The organism is Microbacterium sp. cx-55 (assembly GCF_021117345.1).
Lineage (GTDB): Bacteria > Actinomycetota > Actinomycetes > Actinomycetales > Microbacteriaceae > Microbacterium.
Window position 1 is genome coordinate 555,944 of sequence record NZ_CP088261.1, and the last position, 15,832, is coordinate 571,775.

Annotated in this window: 15 protein-coding genes; 10 read left to right on the forward strand and 5 right to left on the reverse strand. The window is 68.1% G+C overall.

The window, feature by feature from the left end; translation table 11 throughout:
- The first annotated feature begins 23 nt into the window (after positions 1 to 23).
- Positions 24 to 425: a hypothetical protein gene (locus tag LQ938_RS02695; protein WP_223722522.1), complete on the forward strand. Its 402-nt coding sequence runs from the start codon at positions 24 to 26 to the stop codon at positions 423 to 425.
- 5 nt (positions 426 to 430) lie between these two features.
- Here the strand turns inward: LQ938_RS02695 and LQ938_RS02700 are convergent, their stop codons facing one another.
- A complete protein-coding gene (locus tag LQ938_RS02700) occupies positions 431 to 1,105 on the reverse strand; it encodes a pentapeptide repeat-containing protein (RefSeq protein WP_223722523.1) in 675 nt (224 codons plus the stop codon).
- A 61-nt stretch (positions 1,106 to 1,166) separates the two neighbouring features.
- Here LQ938_RS02700 and LQ938_RS02705 point away from each other — a divergent pair, with 61 nt between their 5' ends.
- Positions 1,167 to 1,406: a DUF1653 domain-containing protein gene (locus LQ938_RS02705; protein ID WP_223722524.1), complete on the forward strand. Its 240-nt coding sequence runs from the start codon at positions 1,167 to 1,169 to the stop codon at positions 1,404 to 1,406.
- 18 nt (positions 1,407 to 1,424) lie between these two features.
- Here LQ938_RS02705 and LQ938_RS02710 read toward each other — a convergent pair whose 3' ends face one another.
- Both LQ938_RS02710 and LQ938_RS02715 read right to left on the reverse strand, forming a co-directional pair.
- Entirely contained in the window at positions 1,425 to 2,075 is a 651-nt protein-coding gene (locus LQ938_RS02710) for a DUF2510 domain-containing protein (protein WP_223722525.1), read from the reverse strand.
- Positions 2,076 to 2,128: 53 nt separating this feature from the next.
- Positions 2,129 to 2,935: a DeoR/GlpR family DNA-binding transcription regulator gene (locus tag LQ938_RS02715; protein ID WP_223722526.1), complete on the reverse strand. Its 807-nt coding sequence runs from the start codon at positions 2,933 to 2,935 to the stop codon at positions 2,129 to 2,131.
- 214 nt (positions 2,936 to 3,149) lie between these two features.
- On the opposite strand from LQ938_RS02715, the gene LQ938_RS02720 reads away from it, so the two are divergent.
- From LQ938_RS02720 to LQ938_RS02745, 6 genes are all read left to right on the forward strand, one after another.
- Positions 3,150 to 4,424 carry an ABC transporter substrate-binding protein gene (locus LQ938_RS02720; RefSeq protein WP_223722527.1) on the forward strand — a complete coding sequence of 425 codons (1,275 nt, stop codon included), beginning with the start codon at positions 3,150 to 3,152 and terminating at the stop codon, positions 4,422 to 4,424.
- A gap of 70 nt (positions 4,425 to 4,494) precedes the next feature.
- Positions 4,495 to 5,424 (forward strand): carbohydrate ABC transporter permease, encoded by a 930-nt coding sequence (locus LQ938_RS02725; RefSeq protein WP_223721644.1) that lies wholly within the window; start codon positions 4,495 to 4,497, stop codon positions 5,422 to 5,424.
- A gap of 1 nt (position 5,425) precedes the next feature.
- Positions 5,426 to 6,337, forward strand: coding sequence for a carbohydrate ABC transporter permease (locus LQ938_RS02730; RefSeq protein WP_223721645.1), 912 nt, complete (start codon positions 5,426 to 5,428; stop codon positions 6,335 to 6,337).
- A 44-nt stretch (positions 6,338 to 6,381) separates the two neighbouring features.
- On the forward strand, positions 6,382 to 7,245 hold the full coding sequence (locus LQ938_RS02735) for a ketose-bisphosphate aldolase (protein WP_223721646.1): 864 nt from the start codon (positions 6,382 to 6,384) through the stop codon (positions 7,243 to 7,245).
- Between the two features lie 26 nt (positions 7,246 to 7,271).
- Complete coding sequence (locus tag LQ938_RS02740) at positions 7,272 to 8,471, forward strand: ADP-dependent glucokinase/phosphofructokinase (protein ID WP_223721647.1); 1,200 nt, start codon at positions 7,272 to 7,274, stop codon at positions 8,469 to 8,471.
- A gap of 144 nt (positions 8,472 to 8,615) precedes the next feature.
- Complete coding sequence (locus tag LQ938_RS02745) at positions 8,616 to 8,837, forward strand: hypothetical protein (RefSeq protein WP_223721648.1); 222 nt, start codon at positions 8,616 to 8,618, stop codon at positions 8,835 to 8,837.
- Between the two features lie 32 nt (positions 8,838 to 8,869).
- Here the strand turns inward: LQ938_RS02745 and LQ938_RS02750 are convergent, their stop codons facing one another.
- Positions 8,870 to 10,255 carry an HNH endonuclease signature motif containing protein gene (locus LQ938_RS02750; RefSeq protein WP_223721649.1) on the reverse strand — a complete coding sequence of 462 codons (1,386 nt, stop codon included), beginning with the start codon at positions 10,253 to 10,255 and terminating at the stop codon, positions 8,870 to 8,872.
- Positions 10,256 to 10,481: 226 nt separating this feature from the next.
- Positions 10,482 to 11,198 carry a hypothetical protein gene (locus LQ938_RS02755; RefSeq protein ID WP_223721650.1) on the reverse strand — a complete coding sequence of 239 codons (717 nt, stop codon included), beginning with the start codon at positions 11,196 to 11,198 and terminating at the stop codon, positions 10,482 to 10,484.
- 191 nt (positions 11,199 to 11,389) lie between these two features.
- Between LQ938_RS02755 and LQ938_RS02760 the strand changes: the two genes are divergently transcribed.
- Both LQ938_RS02760 and LQ938_RS02765 read left to right on the forward strand, forming a co-directional pair.
- On the forward strand, positions 11,390 to 12,919 hold the full coding sequence (locus LQ938_RS02760; protein WP_223721651.1) for an Ig-like domain-containing protein: 1,530 nt from the start codon (positions 11,390 to 11,392) through the stop codon (positions 12,917 to 12,919).
- A 36-nt stretch (positions 12,920 to 12,955) separates the two neighbouring features.
- Positions 12,956 to 15,748, forward strand: a complete 2,793-nt coding sequence (locus LQ938_RS02765; RefSeq protein WP_223721652.1) for a LamG-like jellyroll fold domain-containing protein — start codon at positions 12,956 to 12,958, stop codon at positions 15,746 to 15,748.
- The last annotated feature ends 84 nt before the right edge of the window (positions 15,749 to 15,832 follow it).

Sequence of the window (15,832 nt, forward strand, 5' to 3'; positions counted from 1 at the left end):
CGGCTCGGGCGTATCGTTCAGGCATGTCTCCGAAACACCGCGTAGCTGCGCTGGCCGCGAGTCTGGCGGTTGCCGCTCTCGGACTCACCGGGTGTGCGGGCGGTACGCGCTGGTCCGACCTCGACCGGGAGCCGTCGGCCGACGATGCGATTCCGGGGTCGGTGACCTGGGTTGACGGCGCGGACGAATCGAGCGTGCGGTTCGTGGGCGAGTACGAGGGGACGCGGTTGTGGCTGCTGCGCACCGAACGCGGAATCTGTCTCGTGCAGTACCCCGAGAGCAAGGAATGGGCGAGCGGCTGCACGGAACCTGCGGGCGAGTTCGCCACGAGCGGGCCGGGCGGCAGCTTCCGGGTGTACCCCGACGACGGGATCCCGCCCGACGATGCGGTGCAGATCTCGGAGAACGTGTACGCGACCAGCTGATCCGGTCAGTCGGCGATGTGGATACCGAGCGCCTCGGCGAGAGCGGGCGCGAGCGCCTGCAGCTGATCGGTGCTGAGGCTCGCGCCGCGCAGGCCCTCGATGCCGTCGATGCGCCCCGGGTCGAGGGTGCGCAGGTCGACGTCGGTGAGGCGCGCGCCGTGCAGCGTGAGCGCGCGGACGGTCGTGTCGCGGAACGCCATCCGGCTGACGACCGCCGCACTCAGGTCGAGCTCGTCGATCGTGCAGTCGGTGAAGAGCAGGTCGGTGAGGCGCGCGGAGCGCAGGTTGAGGTAGCCGAGGCGGCATCCGGTGACGTGCACGGACTGCCAGGTGGAGTCGTAGAGTTCGGCGGATCCGATGCGGGAGTCCTGCACGACGACGTCGCGGAGCGACAGGGACGCTGCCCCCAGCACCGGTGCGTCGACTCGCTCGAGCCGGGTCTCGACGAGCGACGCGGAGCGCAGGTGCAGCTCGCGCGCCGAGATGTCGCGCAGAAGCGATTCGCTGAGCCCGATTCCCTCGAGGTCGACGCCGGTGAGGTCTCCCGAGATCTCGACCAGCTCGAGGTTCGAGTGCGTCAACAGGCTCGCGGACTCGATCGGTTCGCGCGTGACGTCGACGATCGGCGTGATGCGGGGCGGCCGGGGTCGCTCGGCCTGGGCGCGGCTGCGGTTCGTCACCGGTCGAGCTTACGACCCGCCGCCGCCCTACGCTCGAGGGAACGAATCGAGGGGAACGACGATGGACGGCAACGATCAGGGCACCCCGGATGCGGTGTCCCCGGGCGTGTACGCGCACTTCCGCGGCGCGCGGTACGAAGTGATCGGCGTCGGTCGGCACAGCGAGACCGAGGAGTGGCACGTCTTCTACCGCCAGCTGTACGGCGACGGCGGGTCATGGGTGCGCCCCCTTCAAATGTTCGTGGAGGAGGTCGACCGCGACGGCTATCGCGGCCCCCGCTTCGCTCGCGTGAGCGACTGATCGCCGCGGCCGACGTGCTCAGCGGTAGCTGTTCGCCGAGCGGACGATGTCGGTGATCGAGTCGAGGGTGACCTCGATGGAGATTCCGACAATGACTCCGCCGGCGATCAATCCAGCAAGGTTTGCGAGGCCCACGGCCCACAGCACGCCCGCTCCGCGGCCCGTGCGGCGGATGCTGACGATCGCGCGCCCGACCGCGTAGACGGAGTTCAGGAACGCCCACGGCCACGGGAACGGCCGGTCGATTCCGCGGGCGCGCAGTTCGCGGTGGTCGAGATAGGCGAACCACACGATCAGTCCGCTGAGGACGATCCCGACGAACATCGCCAGCAGGTACCAGGGCGAGGTGTAGATGCCGAGCGACGCGAACGGTGCGCGCCGAGGGTCCATGCTCGCCGCGATGGTCTCTTCCAGGATCGAGCGCCACGGCACGATTACGATCGTGAGCACCGACACCAGCGGCAGCAGCGCGATGAGCCAGATCCACACGGTCTGCGTGTTCACCTCGGGGGTGCGCGTGGGCGGCGCCTGCACGTGCGGAGCCTGCACGTGCGGCGTCCACACGGCGCCGTCCCAGTAGCGGACGACGCCGGGCGCCCACGGATCGGCGTACCAGCCCGCCGGCGTCGCGCCCGTCGGTGCACCGGATGCGGAGATGTTGTCGGTCACGAAGCTCCCCCTCTTCATCGACCCCTCCACCGTAACCGGCGCGCGGCCGGGAGTCAGGGGGTGAGGACGGTGACCCCCGCGGCGGACAGCGCCGCGGCGAGGCCGGAGGGCGGCTCCTGATCGGTGATCAGGTAGTCCACGCCGTCGAGCGGGGCGACCTGTGCGAACAGGCGGCGCTCGAGCTTCGTCGAGTCGGCGAGGATCGCGGTGCGGTCGGCGCGGCGCACCATCTCGGCCATCATCGACGCGTCGCCAAGGTTCGAGGCGGAGTAGCCCGATTCGTCGACCGCACCGACGGCGACGAGCGCGATGTCGCAGCGGATGTCGACCTCGGGGCTGGTGGCGCTCATCGGCAGCGAGACGGGTCCGGTCGTCGCCTGGGTGAGGGTGCGAACGGCCCCGCCGAAGATGTAGAGATCGCGGAAGACCGTGGGGGAGATCTCGCTCGGCACCCGCAGGTTGTTGGTCGCGATGGTCAGGTCGCGGTGGTTGCGCAGCGCCCGCGCGACGGCCAGGGTCGTCGTTCCCGCATTCAGCATGAGGACGGAGCCGTCCTTCACTAGCTCGACGGCGAGCTTCGCGATCTTGTCCTTCTCGGTGACCTGCATCCGGAGTCTGACATCGAGTCCGCGGTCGCGCCCGGGGCCCTCGGTGGCGCTCACCGCGCCGCCGTGCGTGCGCACGAGGGCGCCCTCGCGGTCGAGTTGATCGAGATCGCGCCGGATGGTGTCGATCGAGACACCGAAGTGGGCCGCGAGGTCGGCGACCGTGACCCGGCCGAACTGGCGGACGTACGCGGCCAGGTCGGCTTTGCGGCCGGCTGGAAGGCGGCGGCCTCGTTCGGGATTTTGAGCTTCCATCCCGACATATCTAGCACATTGCGGCAGATGCCGCGCAAATTCGTGCAGGAAACAGCACGCCGTCACGCGGCAACGGAGCCCCTCGCACGCAGGAAAGTTGTTGACTCGTTCGAGTTTCCCCTGCATACTCATGCTGAAAGAGGCAGAAACCCGCAGAAGAGCGCGTAATGCCGCAGGATCTCGAAGAGGAGACACCATGGCTATACATCGGCGCATGCACCGCCGAGCAGTGATGCTCGCAGGCATCGCAACCACCGCAGCGGCCGTCGTCGTATTGACGTCGTGCAGTTCCGGCGGATCAGGAGAGAGCGCGGACGGTGACGTCACCATCGAGTTCGCGCAGTGGTGGGAACCGGAGCTGCCCGACGGGGAGTTCCGTGCGCTGATCGACGACTTCGAAGCAGCGAACCCGGGCATCACCGTCGACCTCGTCAGCGGCCCGTACGCGTCGACGAAGGAGCAGCTGTTCGCCGGGGCGGCGTCAGGAACGATGCCCGACGTCGTGGGTCTGGACGGCGCGTGGGTCAACGACTTCGCCTCGCAGGGCGTCATCGCCGACCTCAGCACGCTGATGGCCGACAGTGGCTACGACGACAGCGAACTGGCGAGCCAGGTGCAGGTCGACGGCAAGACGTACATGATCCCGGTGGTCAACTTCGTCTACCCGATGTTCACGAACGACGACCTGCTCGCGCAGGCAGGAATCGACGCCCCGCCGTCGACCCGCAGCGAGTTCGCGGATGCGGCCGAGAAGGTCTCGGCGCTCGGCGATGACGCATCCGGATGGGTGCTCCCGCTGTCGCTCGAGGCGCCGAACGGTGTGCAGAACGACGTCATGTCGTGGGTGTGGGCATCCGGCGGATCGATGCTCGCCGACGGTCAGCCCGACCTGACGAACGACGACGTGACCTCGGCCACCGAGTTCATCGGCGACCTGTGGGACTCGGGCGCGATCGCCTCCGGCAGCTTCACGATGAAGGAGCAGGACAAGGTCGAGGAGTTCACGAACGGCCGGGTCGGCATGATGATCGACTCGCTCGCGCACATCAACCTCATCCGCGAGACGAACCCCGACCTGAAGTTCTCGATCTCGGCCATCCCGGCAGAGGACGACTACACCGGTGAACGCGGCATCCCGTACGCGTCGTGGGGCATCGGCGTCGCCGAGAACTCCGAGCACAAAGACGCGGCGTTCAAGCTCGTCTCGTACCTGATGAGCGAGGAGACGAACTCGAAGCTGTCGACCATGGCGAACGCGTTCCCCGGCAACACGAAGTCGGTTCCCGAGTTCGTCGCCGACGACGACCTGTTCGCGACGGCGTTCGAGATCTACAAGGCGGGATACCCGGCGAACGAGTTCACCGGACTCCCCGTCGCCGAGGAGCTCATGCGCCAGTTCGGCGAGCAGTTCCAGGCGGCGCTGGATGGGCAGCAGTCCATCCCGGATGCGCTGGAGAAGGCGCAGACCGCCTGGACAGCCGAGTTCTGATCCCTCCCGACCGGGTCGGGTGCCGCGCACCCCTGGGTTGCGGCACCCGACCCCTCACAAAGGCGTTCCCATGACTATGCGATCACTGACGGCTCCGGATACCGAGACGCTCGTCACTGGCGTGCCGGCGGCGAAGAAGCGCCGCCACCTGCGGCGGGCCGCGGAGTCCTACGGATTCCTCGCCCCCACGCTCATCCTTCTGTTCGTGCTGATGATCGTGCCGATCGTGATGGTGATCAGCTACTCGTTCCAGGACCGCGCGATCATGGGCTCGTCGACCGACCTCGTCGGCTTCGACAACTACGTCGCCATCCTCACCGACCCGGGGTTCTGGAAAGCGACCGGCAACACGCTGATCTTCACGGTCACGAGCGTCGCCGCCCACCTCGTGCTGGGACTGACCTTCGCGATGCTGCTGAACAGCCCGCTGATCAGCGCCGTGCCGCGGGCGATCTTCCGGGCCATCTACGTGCTGCCGTGGCTGTTCACCGCCGCGGTGATCGCGGTGCTGTGGCGGATGCTGCTCGCCCCGAACGGCATCATCAACTTCCTGCTCGACTCGAACATCGAGTGGCTCGCCTCCCCCCAGCTCGCGCTCGGCACGGTGACGTTCATCAACATCTGGGCGGGGTACCCGTTCTTCATGGTCAGTCTGCTCGCGGGGCTCCAGGGCATTCCGCAGGACCTCAACGAAGCCGCCCGCGTCGATGGCGCAAGCAGTGTGCAGCGCTTCTGGAACGTCACCATCCCCCAGCTGCGCCCCATCATCATCAGCCTGCTGCTGCTCGACCTCATCTGGACGTCGCAGCAATTCGCCCTCATCTGGATGACCACCGGGGGCGGGCCGATCGATGTGACCGAGGTGCTCAGCACCTATACCTACAAGCTCGCATTCGCGAACTACGACTTCGCGCAAGCCGCGACGTCCGCCGTGCTCGTGCTCCTGATGTCGATGGTGCTCGCGGTGTTCTACGTGCGTCACCAGAAGGCGAGGGACTGACATGTCGATCTCCACGAAGTCGCGGACCCGATCGGATGCGGCGCTGATCGCGGGCCCCCGCCCGCGGCCCGGTACCCGCGCGAAGAAACGCACCCGCCTCGCCCGCGCCGGCGTCATCATCGGCCTCCTCCTCGGCGCCGTGTTCGCCGCGGCCCCGGTGCTTTGGATGCTGTCGAGCTCGTTCAAGTCGAATCGCGAGATCTTCGAGCTGCCGCCGCGCCTGATCACCGAATCGTTCTCGTTCGACGCGTACGCGGCGATCCTGACGAACCCCGAGACCGTGCGGTTCTTCATCAACAGCTACGTGGTCGCGGGGGCGGTGACGATTCTCACGCTCCTCGTCGCCATCCAGGCCGCGTACGCGTTCAGCCGGTTCGAGTTCCGCGGCAAGCGGGTGCTGAACGTCGTGATCGTGAGCGTGCAGGCGGTGCCGCCGATCACGCTGTTGATCCCCTACTTCGGCCTGATGGTCGGGTTCGGGCTCTACAACACCTACGCGGGGCTGATCCTCACGTACATGGTGTTCACGCTGCCGTACGCGATCATCATGATGACCGGCTACCTGAATACGCTGCCGCGCGAGCTCGACGAGGCCGTGCGCATGGACGGTGCCGGGTCGTTCACGGCCCTCTGGCGGGTGCTCGTGCCGATCGCCGTTCCGGGCATCGTCTCGGTCGGGATCTACACGTTCATGATCGCGTGGAACGAGTACCTGTTCGCATTGACGCTGACGCGCACCACCGACATGCGCACCGTACCCATCGGCATCCAGTTGCTCATGGGCCAGCACTCGTACGAGTGGAACCAGATCATGGCGATGAGCATTCTCGGCTCGATCCCGGTGCTCATCCTGTTCCTCGTTCTGCAGCGCTACTTCATCAGCGGGCTGACGGCCGGCTCCGTGAAGAGCTGACGCTTTTCCGATCCTCGAACCACCTCACACGAAGGAGAACCACAGTGCTGTACACCGGCAAGTCCATCCTCGACGTCGCGAACGACCACAACTTCGCCATCCCGGCGTTCAACATCAGCGACTGGGCGATGTTCAACGGAATCATGGACATCAGCGAGGAGAAGGCCGCCCCGGTCATCATCGCGATCCACCCCGATGAGGTTTCGCACGTCACGACCGACCTGATCCAGGCGATGCACGCCCGTGCGCACCGCTCGAGCGTGCCGGTGGCGATCCACTGGGATCACGGCGGCACGTACGAGCAGATGATCGTCGCGATCCAGGCGGGGTTCACCTCGGTCATGATCGACGCCTCGCTGCTGCCGTTCGATGAGAACGTGGCGCTGACGCGGAAGGTCGTGGAGGCCGCCCACGCGGTGGGCGTGCAGGTCGAGGGCGAACTCGGCACGATCGGCGCGAACGACAGCTACGGCGAGTCGGGCGCGGCGGAGATCATCTACACGAACACGGAGGATGCGGTGCGCTTCGTGGCCGAGACGGGCGTCGACAGTCTCGCGATCGCGATCGGTACCTCGCACGGGTTGTACCCGGCCGATAAGAACCCGGAACTGCGTCACGACCTGCTCGAAGAGATCAAGGCGGCCGTCGGCATCCCGCTCGTGTTGCACGGGGGGTCGTCGAACCCGGATGCGGAACTCGCCCGCGCCGTGTCGCTCGGCGTCAACAAGATCAACATCTCGAGCGACATCAAGGTGTCGTACCACAACCGCATGCGCGAGATCCTCGGCACCGACGAACGTCTGCGCGAGCCGAACGCGATCCAGCCGGAGGCCATCGCGGCGATGAAGGTGACCGCGGCCGAGAAGATCGATCTGTTCGGCGCGGCCGGCAAGGCGTCGCTGTACTAACGCCGCAGGAGGATCAGGATCGCGTCATGGGTAGTTCTCTCGTTCTCGGGCTCGGCGGCACCGTCGATTTCGAGGTGCACTGGGATCCTCGGGTGCTCGAGGAGCTCGCCCGCTCGTACGCGATCCGGGTCGGTGAGCTGTCGGCGACCGCGCCGATCACCGATGAACGGTCGCTGGTCGTCACGATCCTCGCGTTCGTGGCGACCGGCGCCGGCGGCGAGTTCTTCGTCGAGTCGTCGGAGACGCTCGAGAGGTTCGCGTCTCGGTTCACGACGAAGGTGACGCTCGGCGGCACCGGGGTGCGGGCGGGGCTCGCGCTCGATCAGGTGGGCGTTGCGACCGTGCAGCATCTGGTGAGCATCGACGAAAACGTGCGGCGGTTGCTGCCGGCGTCGATCACGTCGGTCTGTTCGGCGACCGAGGACACGCTCGATCCGCACCTGATCGTGCAGTACCCGGCGGCGACGGTCGTGCGGTTGGTCGATGGCGAGGTCGTCTCACCGGCCCCGAATCGGCTGATCTTCGCGAACGATCCACCGAACCGGGAGATGGCGATCGCGGCCGATCTCGGTGATGCGCTCGCCGACGCGCGCGTTTTTCTGGTGTCGGGATTCAACACGATGCAGGACCACGATCTGCTCGTGCGACGGCTGGGTGAGCTGACTGCAGCGATGGTGCGGCTGCCGGAGGACGCCCTCGTGTACTACGAGGACGCGGGCTTCTACGTGCGGGAGTTCGCCGAGACGATCCGGGCGCACCTGCTGCCGTGGATCGACGTGTACGGCATGAACGAGGACGAACTGCAGGAGTACGTGCAGCGTCCGGTGGATCTACTCGACCCCGATGATGTCGTCGCGGCGTTGGCGGAGGTGCGCCGGTTGATTCCGGCGCCCGTCGTCGTCGTGCACACGCGGTACTGGGCGATCGGGGTCGGACCGAGTGCCGCGACGACGCGCACCGCGCTCGACAGCGCGGTGCGGATGGCGGCCACCCGGTACCGGCTCGGTGACGTGTTCGATCGCGCGGATCTCGACGTGACGGGGGAGCTGCCCCGGCATCCCGGGGGGCTGGCCGTGGTGGCGGCCGTCGAGGGTGCGGTGCCGGATGCGGCGGGCGTCGCCGCCCACGTCATCGATACGGCGTCGCCGACGACGATCGGCCTCGGCGACACGTTCGTCGGTGGATTCCTCGCGGGCGTGGTGAGTCGCAGCGAGGCGCCGGCCTGAGCGAGGTTCCGGCCTGATCGGCGAGTTCGCGTCGTCGCCTCCGGTTGTCCACAGTCTGCGCGGCGTTGCGGGATGCGGGTGGATGCCCGGTATGCTCGCCGAACCAGAGCTCCTCGCTGGATCGCCGTGGACATTGGAGTCCTCATGGTTCGTCCCCGCCCCACCGCTCTTGCCGTGTTCGCCGCCACGATCGGGATGCTGCTGCTCGTCGCAGGCATCGTGCTCGCCGCGGACGGATCGCTCATTGACGTTCGTCTCGCCAGGATCATGCTGTTCGCGGGCGTCAGTGTGCTCGCGATCGTCGCGGTCGTGTCGGTCGAGTACTCCCGCCTGCGTGCCGGTCGCACCCGGATGCGGGTTCGCTGACCCTCACGCGAACGGCAGGGTCGACCCATCGATCAGAACGGTGGGGGAGGCCCGCCGGGATCGTCGGGAATGAAGTGCACGGTCGGGGCGGGTGGGGTATCGATGTAGGTGGCGCCGAGTGGGGAGGTCCATTCGAGTACCCCGCCGCCGAGTTGCCGCACGCGCCAGGCGGTGAATTGCTTCATGCTGTGGTGGCGTTGGCAGAGGGCCTCGCAGTTGTCGACAGCCGTGGGGCCGCCGAGGTGATGGTCGACGGTGTGGTCGATTTCGCAGCGGATGGCGGGCACGCGGCATCCGGGAAAACGGCAGTGTCGGTCGCGGGCACCCAGGAATCGGCGCATCGGTGCACTCGCGAGTCGCGCGTCGGTGTGCAGCACGGCGCCGGTGACGGGGTCGGTGATCAGGCGGTCCCACGCTTCATCGACCGTGCCGGCGAGAAGCCGCGCGGTCTCGGCTTCGATGGGTGAGCGACCGACGAGGTCGGCGGGGTGCTCGTCGCCGCGAAGAAGGGTGAGCGCGGGCACGACGACCTGCACCTTCGCGCGGATGGCGCCGAGCGCGCCGGGCCCGTCATCAGCGCGTGTGGGGTCGGCACCCGGCTGCGCGGTGAGCAGCATGTCGGTGAGCAGGTCGACCCGAAGCTGGTCGACCGTGCGTGCGTCTGACGCGACGATCTCGTCCTGATCGAAGACACCGCCCGCTGCGTCACCACAACCCGCCGCGCCGCTCGCAGCCCGCGCCCGCATCCGCTCGCGGGCCTGGCCGCGCGCGTCGACGGTGGCCGCGGCCTGCTGCGTCAGTCGGTCGTAGATGGCGTCGATGTGCAGCGTCGGTGCGATGAGGGTCAGCCCCGACATGCCGTCGCCGACGACGAATGTGCGGATGCAGCGACCTTCACGGGCTTCCGCGTGCCGCTCGGTGAGGGTGCGCGGATGCAGCCGCTCGGCGAGGATCGCCAGTTCCGCCCGCAGGCGCCCCGCGGTCTCGTCTTCGCAGCGGATCAGTGCGAGCTGCTCGAACTCGGCCCGCACCTCGGGCGGAAGCGGCCGCCCGAGCTCCGTGATCAGTTGCACATGAGCGCGAGTGATCGTGCCCGCCTCCCACGCATCGAGCGTCGCGGGGAATCCGTCCACCAGCATCGCCGCGTCGTTGATCTGCCGCTGCATCGAACGGTCGGAGCTGCGCATGACTCCGGCGAGCTCGGCTGCGATGGAACGCAGTGCCATCTCGGTCGCCTTCACCGACGAGGATGCGTGCGCCGTGTGCTGCTCGGCCAGCTCGAGAGCGCGAGCGAGCGCCCGACTCATGCGCGCCTGCCCCGCCGCGACCTGCGCGTTCGCGGTGCTCGCCGCGTGCACGATGTCGGCCAGCGTCGAGGTCTCCGCGTCGCTGAATCCGATGAACGTGCTCGTTGTCATGCCCCAATTTTACGAAGGGCCTCCGACATCGACATCCCAGATCAGCGCCTCATTCCAGACCTGCGGAGAACTCCCCGAACCAGCGTCCTGGGGAGGAGGAGTGCGGCGACGCTCACCGATCACCGCGCCCACCGGTCTCTCGCCGCGGGTGGCGCGGCGGTGCGTTTCGATCACGTCGAATCCGGCGGCCTGCCGAGACTATCCCGCACTCCCCAGACCCACACCCTTACTCGCAGGTGTACTCGTGCCCGTTATGGAGATGCACGCCGGGGCCGAGGTCGGCGCAGATGCTGGCGTTGCCGAGCGCCGCGAAGTACGCCAGCAGCGCGATCGTCGCGGCGATCATCACGATCGAGATCAGGATGCCGGCGAGGGCCAGTCGCCGCGGCTGCACGGTGCGGCCGAGGTGCCGGAACGACGCCGCACTCAGCACGAATCCGATCAGCGCGAGCACGGGGAGGAACGAGAGCACGAACCCGGTGATCGTGGCAGCGGTCCACGCGGTCGCCTGTCGCGGGGTGTCGTACTGGCGCGGGCCCGGACGCGCCTGTCCCTGCGGGTGCGCGCCGCCGGGGTAGGGGTGCCCGGGCCGCATCGTCTCGAGGGCGCGGACCTCATCCGGTTCGAGCGTGCCCGCCCGGGCGCGCGCGGCGACGGCCATCATGTCTCGGTCGCTGCCGACGCCGGCCGCGTGCATCTGGGTGATCGCCCACGCGTACGCCGCGCGCTGGTCTTCCGACATCGCGCGGTACATGCGCGTGACCCGGTACAGGACGGCGAAGAAGAGGATGCTGACCAGCAGCGCCATGAATCCGTCGCCGGCGTGGTTGTCGAAGTCCGTAACCCACAGAAAGATGCCGGTGGCCAGAGATACGACGCCGAAGCCGCCCAGCACGGAGATCTGCGTGATCCAGTAGCCCTTACCCCGTTCGCCGTCTGCCACACGCCCACTCTAGGTCGGGCCACCGGCAGCCCTGATTCCCGTAGCTCAGGTCGCGTTCACTTCGCGGGCTCTTCTCGTTCACGGACGGTCGTTCGGCGTCGTTACGTTGCTTGACGGACCGCGCACCCGAGCGCGACTCCCGACAGATGAGAATGCGAATGAGAACAACGAGCCGAACCCGACTGAGTATCTTGACCGCTGTGACCGGGGCGCTCGCCCTCGTTCTCGGTGTCTCCGCCGCCGCTCCCGCCCCCGCGGCGCTGGCCCTGACCGAGGCTGCGGGCGTGGGCGCCCCGCAGCAGATGCTGATCGAGAGTGTCCACGCGAGCGGCAAGGTGCTCGAGATCGGCAACGATCGCGCCCAGCTCACCGGCGCCGACAACCAGCCCGCCGCTGCGGCGATCTTCACCCGCGGCACGAAGGGCCCCGACCTCGTCGCACAGACCATCACGGCCTACCCGGTGACGGGTAAGACGGCGACGTACGTGTTCGCGAACCCGGAGGGCGAGGTTCTCGTCCGTAACGCGAACGAGTCGGCGGCTCCCCGCTTCCTCTCCGCTCGGACGGTCGACATCGTCGCCGCCGCACAGGACCCGTACGCGCAGTGGGTCGCGGTCGATGCCGGATCGGGTGCCGTCTACCTCCACAACGTTCAGCCCGACGGGCAGGGTCGCACCGCGGCGCTCGACATGTACGACTGGAAGACGGCAGACACCTCGCAGATCCAGACCTACGACTCGGGAACCGCCGCCGTGCAGAAGTGGCTGCTGCGTTCCATGACCCCGGAGGTGGCGGTCTTCTCGGGTCGCACCGACCTGGGCGCGATCCCGGTTCTGCCGTCGGAGCGCACGGCACGGTACAGCTGGGGGGCGACGGTCGCACTCACGTCGATCTCGTGGAACATGCCCGCCCCCGAGGTGTGGCAGTCCGAGGGGACCGTCACGGTCTCCGGAACCGGCGTCGGATTGCTCGGCGAGACCGTGCCCGTCAGTGCGCAGTACGTCGTCGGCTCGCTCGGCGACGCCATCCCCGCCACGATCAGCGGTCACGTCGGCATCACGGTGAAGCAGCTTCGCATGCTCGAGCCGGCGCGGGTCGAGCGCCGGGTCTCGGGGTCTTCCGCGACCGTGTCGGCCCCGGTCGTCTGGGACTGGACGGGGATCACGGATGCGGCGGCCGCCCAGCCGGGAACCTTCACCGTGCCGGCGGCAGCGAGCAGCGGATTCTCCGCATCGCTCGTCGTGACGATCGTGGCGACCGAGCAGGTAAACATCGCGCGGGGCCCGGGCATCCACTTCGGCGTGCTGTTCGGTGAGGGCTCCGCGCTCAACGACGGCAACCGCGACCGGGTCGGGTTCTCCGACTGGCGAAGCGGCGGCGCGGCGAACCGCGTGACGCTGAACCGGGCCACGTACTTCTTCGATCAGCCGCAGCAGATCACCGGCGCTGCCGTGTTCGATCGCGGCGCCGACGCGAAGCTCAACGTGGGCACCGCGACCGTGCAGTACCGGAACCTCACCGGCGGATGGGTCGACCTTCCGGCGAAGAACCTCACCTGGCCGTACACGAACGCGACCCCGCAGCTCGAGCTGACGGTCGACAGCGAGCCGGTGCTTGCGACCGGCGCCCGCGTGGTCATCACGACGAAATCGACCTCCACCTGGATGTCGCTCTCCGAGTTCGAGGTCTACGGACCCGCATCCGCTCCGTCCGCGCGCTGACCCGCATCCGCTTTCCCACTTCTCGCAAGGAACCCCGTGAAATCACCTGCCCCTCGACGCGCCCTGCGTCGAACGCTCGCCGCGGTCGTCAGTACCGCCGTCGCTCTCGGCCTCGCCACCACCGGTGCCACGGTCGCCACGGCGGCAACGCCACCGACCGCCCCCGACGCCGACAACGGCTCCAGCTTCATCCTTCCCGTGCTCCCCGACACGCAGTTCTACTCGCGGTACAGCGCGTCGCAGTTCTCCCCGAAGTACGGCACCAACCCGTTCGAGGTGCAGACCCAGTGGATCGTCGACAACCAGCGTGAACTGAACATGCCGTTCGCCGTACACGTCGGCGATGTCGTCGACCAGCAGGGTGTGACCGGCGAGTGGGAAGCCGCCGACAAGGCCATGGACATGCTCACCGCCGGGGGAGTGCCCTACTCGATCCTTCCCGGCAACCACGACGTCTCCGACATGAACGCCCGTTCGTCGACCGGGATCTCCGCCAACTACCGCGCGCGTTTCGGTGCGTCCGCGATGGCTGCGCAGTCGGCGGCGACCGGGAGCACGCTGCTCGGCACGTTCCAGGATGGACTCTCGTCGGCGTACCTGTTCGAGGCCGAGGGCCACACCTGGATGTCGCTCGCGATCGCGTGGAACGCCTCCGATGACACGTTCGCGTGGGCGCAGGGCATCCTCGACCAGAACAAGGGCATCCCCGTCGTGCTGTCGTCGCACGCGATCATCAACATCGCCGCCGACCAGGCGTCGCCCGCGTCCTGGTGGTGGGGCGACCTGCTCTGGGACCGGCTGATCCGCAAGAACGACCAGATCATGCTGACGGTCAACGGTCACTTCCACGGCGCGACCAAACGCACCCTGACCAACGACTTCGGTCACCCGGTGCACCAGATCCTCACCGATTACCAGATGGCCGCCGACGGCGGCAACGGCATCTTGACGCTGTTCGAGTTCGATCTGAGCAACCAGAAGATCGACGTCGAGTCGGTGTCGCCGTGGGTGACGAAGAAGGACGCGGGTTCGCGGGCCTCATCCGATACGCCCGTGCTCACCGGCCCCAGCCAGTCGTTCAGCTTCGCGTTCGACTTCAACGGCCGGTTCGGCTGGACGACGGATGCGGCGGAGGAGAACAACGCCGACCTGTCGAAGCGCGCGAAGGAGATCGTGTCGGAAGGATGGGTCGGCGGCGACGGAAGCGGCACTCGTGCGGATGCGGGCGCGCCCAGCGACTACCCGCAGGTCGACGGAACCGTCGCGCACTGGCGCTTCGGCGATGTGGCGACGGGCGTCGTCGATGAGACGACGGTGATCCCGGATGTGGCGGGCTCGAGCCCGATGTACCGCAACGCGGTCGACACCACCGATCACCCGGAGCTTCTCGAAGATGTGAACGTGACGCACACGAACCGGGCGCTGTACTCGGCCGACCCGGGTGCCATCTGCTTCACCGGCGCGACCCGCAACCCGAGTGGACCGGACCGGTTGTCGTACATCACGACCGAGTACGGCGCTCCGGCGACGTTCGTCGATCTGAACGCGGAGGACGGGTACACGATCGAGACGTTCCTGCAGCTCGACGCGAGCTGGACCGAGAGCGCCAACCGCTGGAGCGCCGCGCTGACCCGCGGCGGGTCTCGCGCGTGGACCGGCATCGCCGACAGCTCCGACCCCGGTGCGGGGGTCGCGTGGCTCGGTATCTCCAGCCTGCGCGAGTACCAGTACTCGGCGGCCACCTCCGATCGCGGTCAGAGCTACACGCTCTGGTCGGGCGAGATCATGCAGAGCGCCTGGCACCACGTCGCCATCGTCAACGACCCGATCGCGGACACGGCGATCATGTACGTCGACGGGGTGCCGGTGCTGCGGAATGCGTCGCAGGTCGGCGGGATGATGGCGTCGAACTTCATGCCGTGGATCATCGGCGCGTCGACGTGGGATTCCGAGCCCGAGCACGGCTGGAACGGATGCGTCGGCGAAACCCGCATCGTCGATCACGCCCTGAAGGCGGACCAGTTCCTCTACAACCGTGTCGACATCGACGCGACGGGGGCGGGCTTCGCGGTGACGACCGATCTCGCGAGCGTCTACCCGCACGACAGTCGGATCGCCTCGCTCTCCGGGCGCGGTCACGCCGGTGCGTCGGTGCGCGTCGAGTCCGACGGCGTGCTGCTCGGGAAGGCGGAGGTCGCTGCCGACGGCACGTGGACGGTGGCGCTCACCGAGCCGCTGGCCGGTTCCGGGTCGTACGGTCTGTCGTTCGTGCAGTCGATCGGTTCGCGTGACGGCAAGGCGCTCGATGCCGTCGTCGTGATCGGTGAGGATGCGGGCTGGACGCCGGCCGAGTCCGATCTGGCCGCCGATCTCGAGGGCAAGATCGCGGTGACACCGAACCCGTTCGTCGCCGGGGCTGAGCTGACGGTCGCCGTGCCGGCAGGTCACGAGGGCGAGACGGTGCACGTGTTCGCGTTCTCCACGCCGGCGGTGCTCGGCACCGGAACCGTGGGTTCGGGCTCGACCCTGCGCGTGAGCACCCCGTCGAGTCTCGCGCTCGGTGAGCACCGTGTCGCGGTGTACTCGGCGGCCGGTGACGTACTCGGTTGGCAGCGTGTGACGGTGCAGGCTCCCGCTGTCGAGGAGCCGGTCATCATCCCGATCGATCAGCCGATCGAGGGCGGCCCGGTCTCGCAGGAGCCGCCCCGCGGCGGGGTGTCGGCGCTCGCCGTGACGGGTGTCTCGGTGCTCGGTACGCTGCTCGTCGCCGCGGGTGCGCTGATCGTGGGTGGGATCCTTCGTTCCCGCCGGGGTCGCCGCGCGGACTGACGCCGTCGGAGTGCAATCGGGGGCGTGCCGCGTTGCGGTGCGCCCCCTTCACGTGTGCGCGTGTGCAGCCGTGCAAACGCGAGT

What these genes read in the sequence shown, in the direction of transcription:
- LQ938_RS02740 (WP_223721647.1), top strand. Translation starts at nt 7,272, where the DNA reads ATGGGTAGTTCTCTCGTTCTCGGGCTCGGCGGCACCGTCGATTTCGAG.
- LQ938_RS02750 (WP_223721649.1), bottom strand. Translation starts at nt 10,255, where the DNA reads ATGACAACGAGCACGTTCATCGGATTCAGCGACGCGGAGACCTCGACG.
- LQ938_RS02720 (WP_223722527.1), top strand. Translation starts at nt 3,150, where the DNA reads ATGCACCGCCGAGCAGTGATGCTCGCAGGCATCGCAACCACCGCAGCG.
- LQ938_RS02705 (WP_223722524.1), top strand. Translation starts at nt 1,167, where the DNA reads ATGGACGGCAACGATCAGGGCACCCCGGATGCGGTGTCCCCGGGCGTG.
- LQ938_RS02730 (WP_223721645.1), top strand. Translation starts at nt 5,426, where the DNA reads ATGTCGATCTCCACGAAGTCGCGGACCCGATCGGATGCGGCGCTGATC.
- LQ938_RS02725 (WP_223721644.1), top strand. Translation starts at nt 4,495, where the DNA reads ATGACTATGCGATCACTGACGGCTCCGGATACCGAGACGCTCGTCACT.
- LQ938_RS02745 (WP_223721648.1), top strand. Translation starts at nt 8,616, where the DNA reads ATGGTTCGTCCCCGCCCCACCGCTCTTGCCGTGTTCGCCGCCACGATC.
- LQ938_RS02715 (WP_223722526.1), bottom strand. Translation starts at nt 2,935, where the DNA reads ATGGAAGCTCAAAATCCCGAACGAGGCCGCCGCCTTCCAGCCGGCCGC.
- LQ938_RS02695 (WP_223722522.1), top strand. Translation starts at nt 24, where the DNA reads ATGTCTCCGAAACACCGCGTAGCTGCGCTGGCCGCGAGTCTGGCGGTT.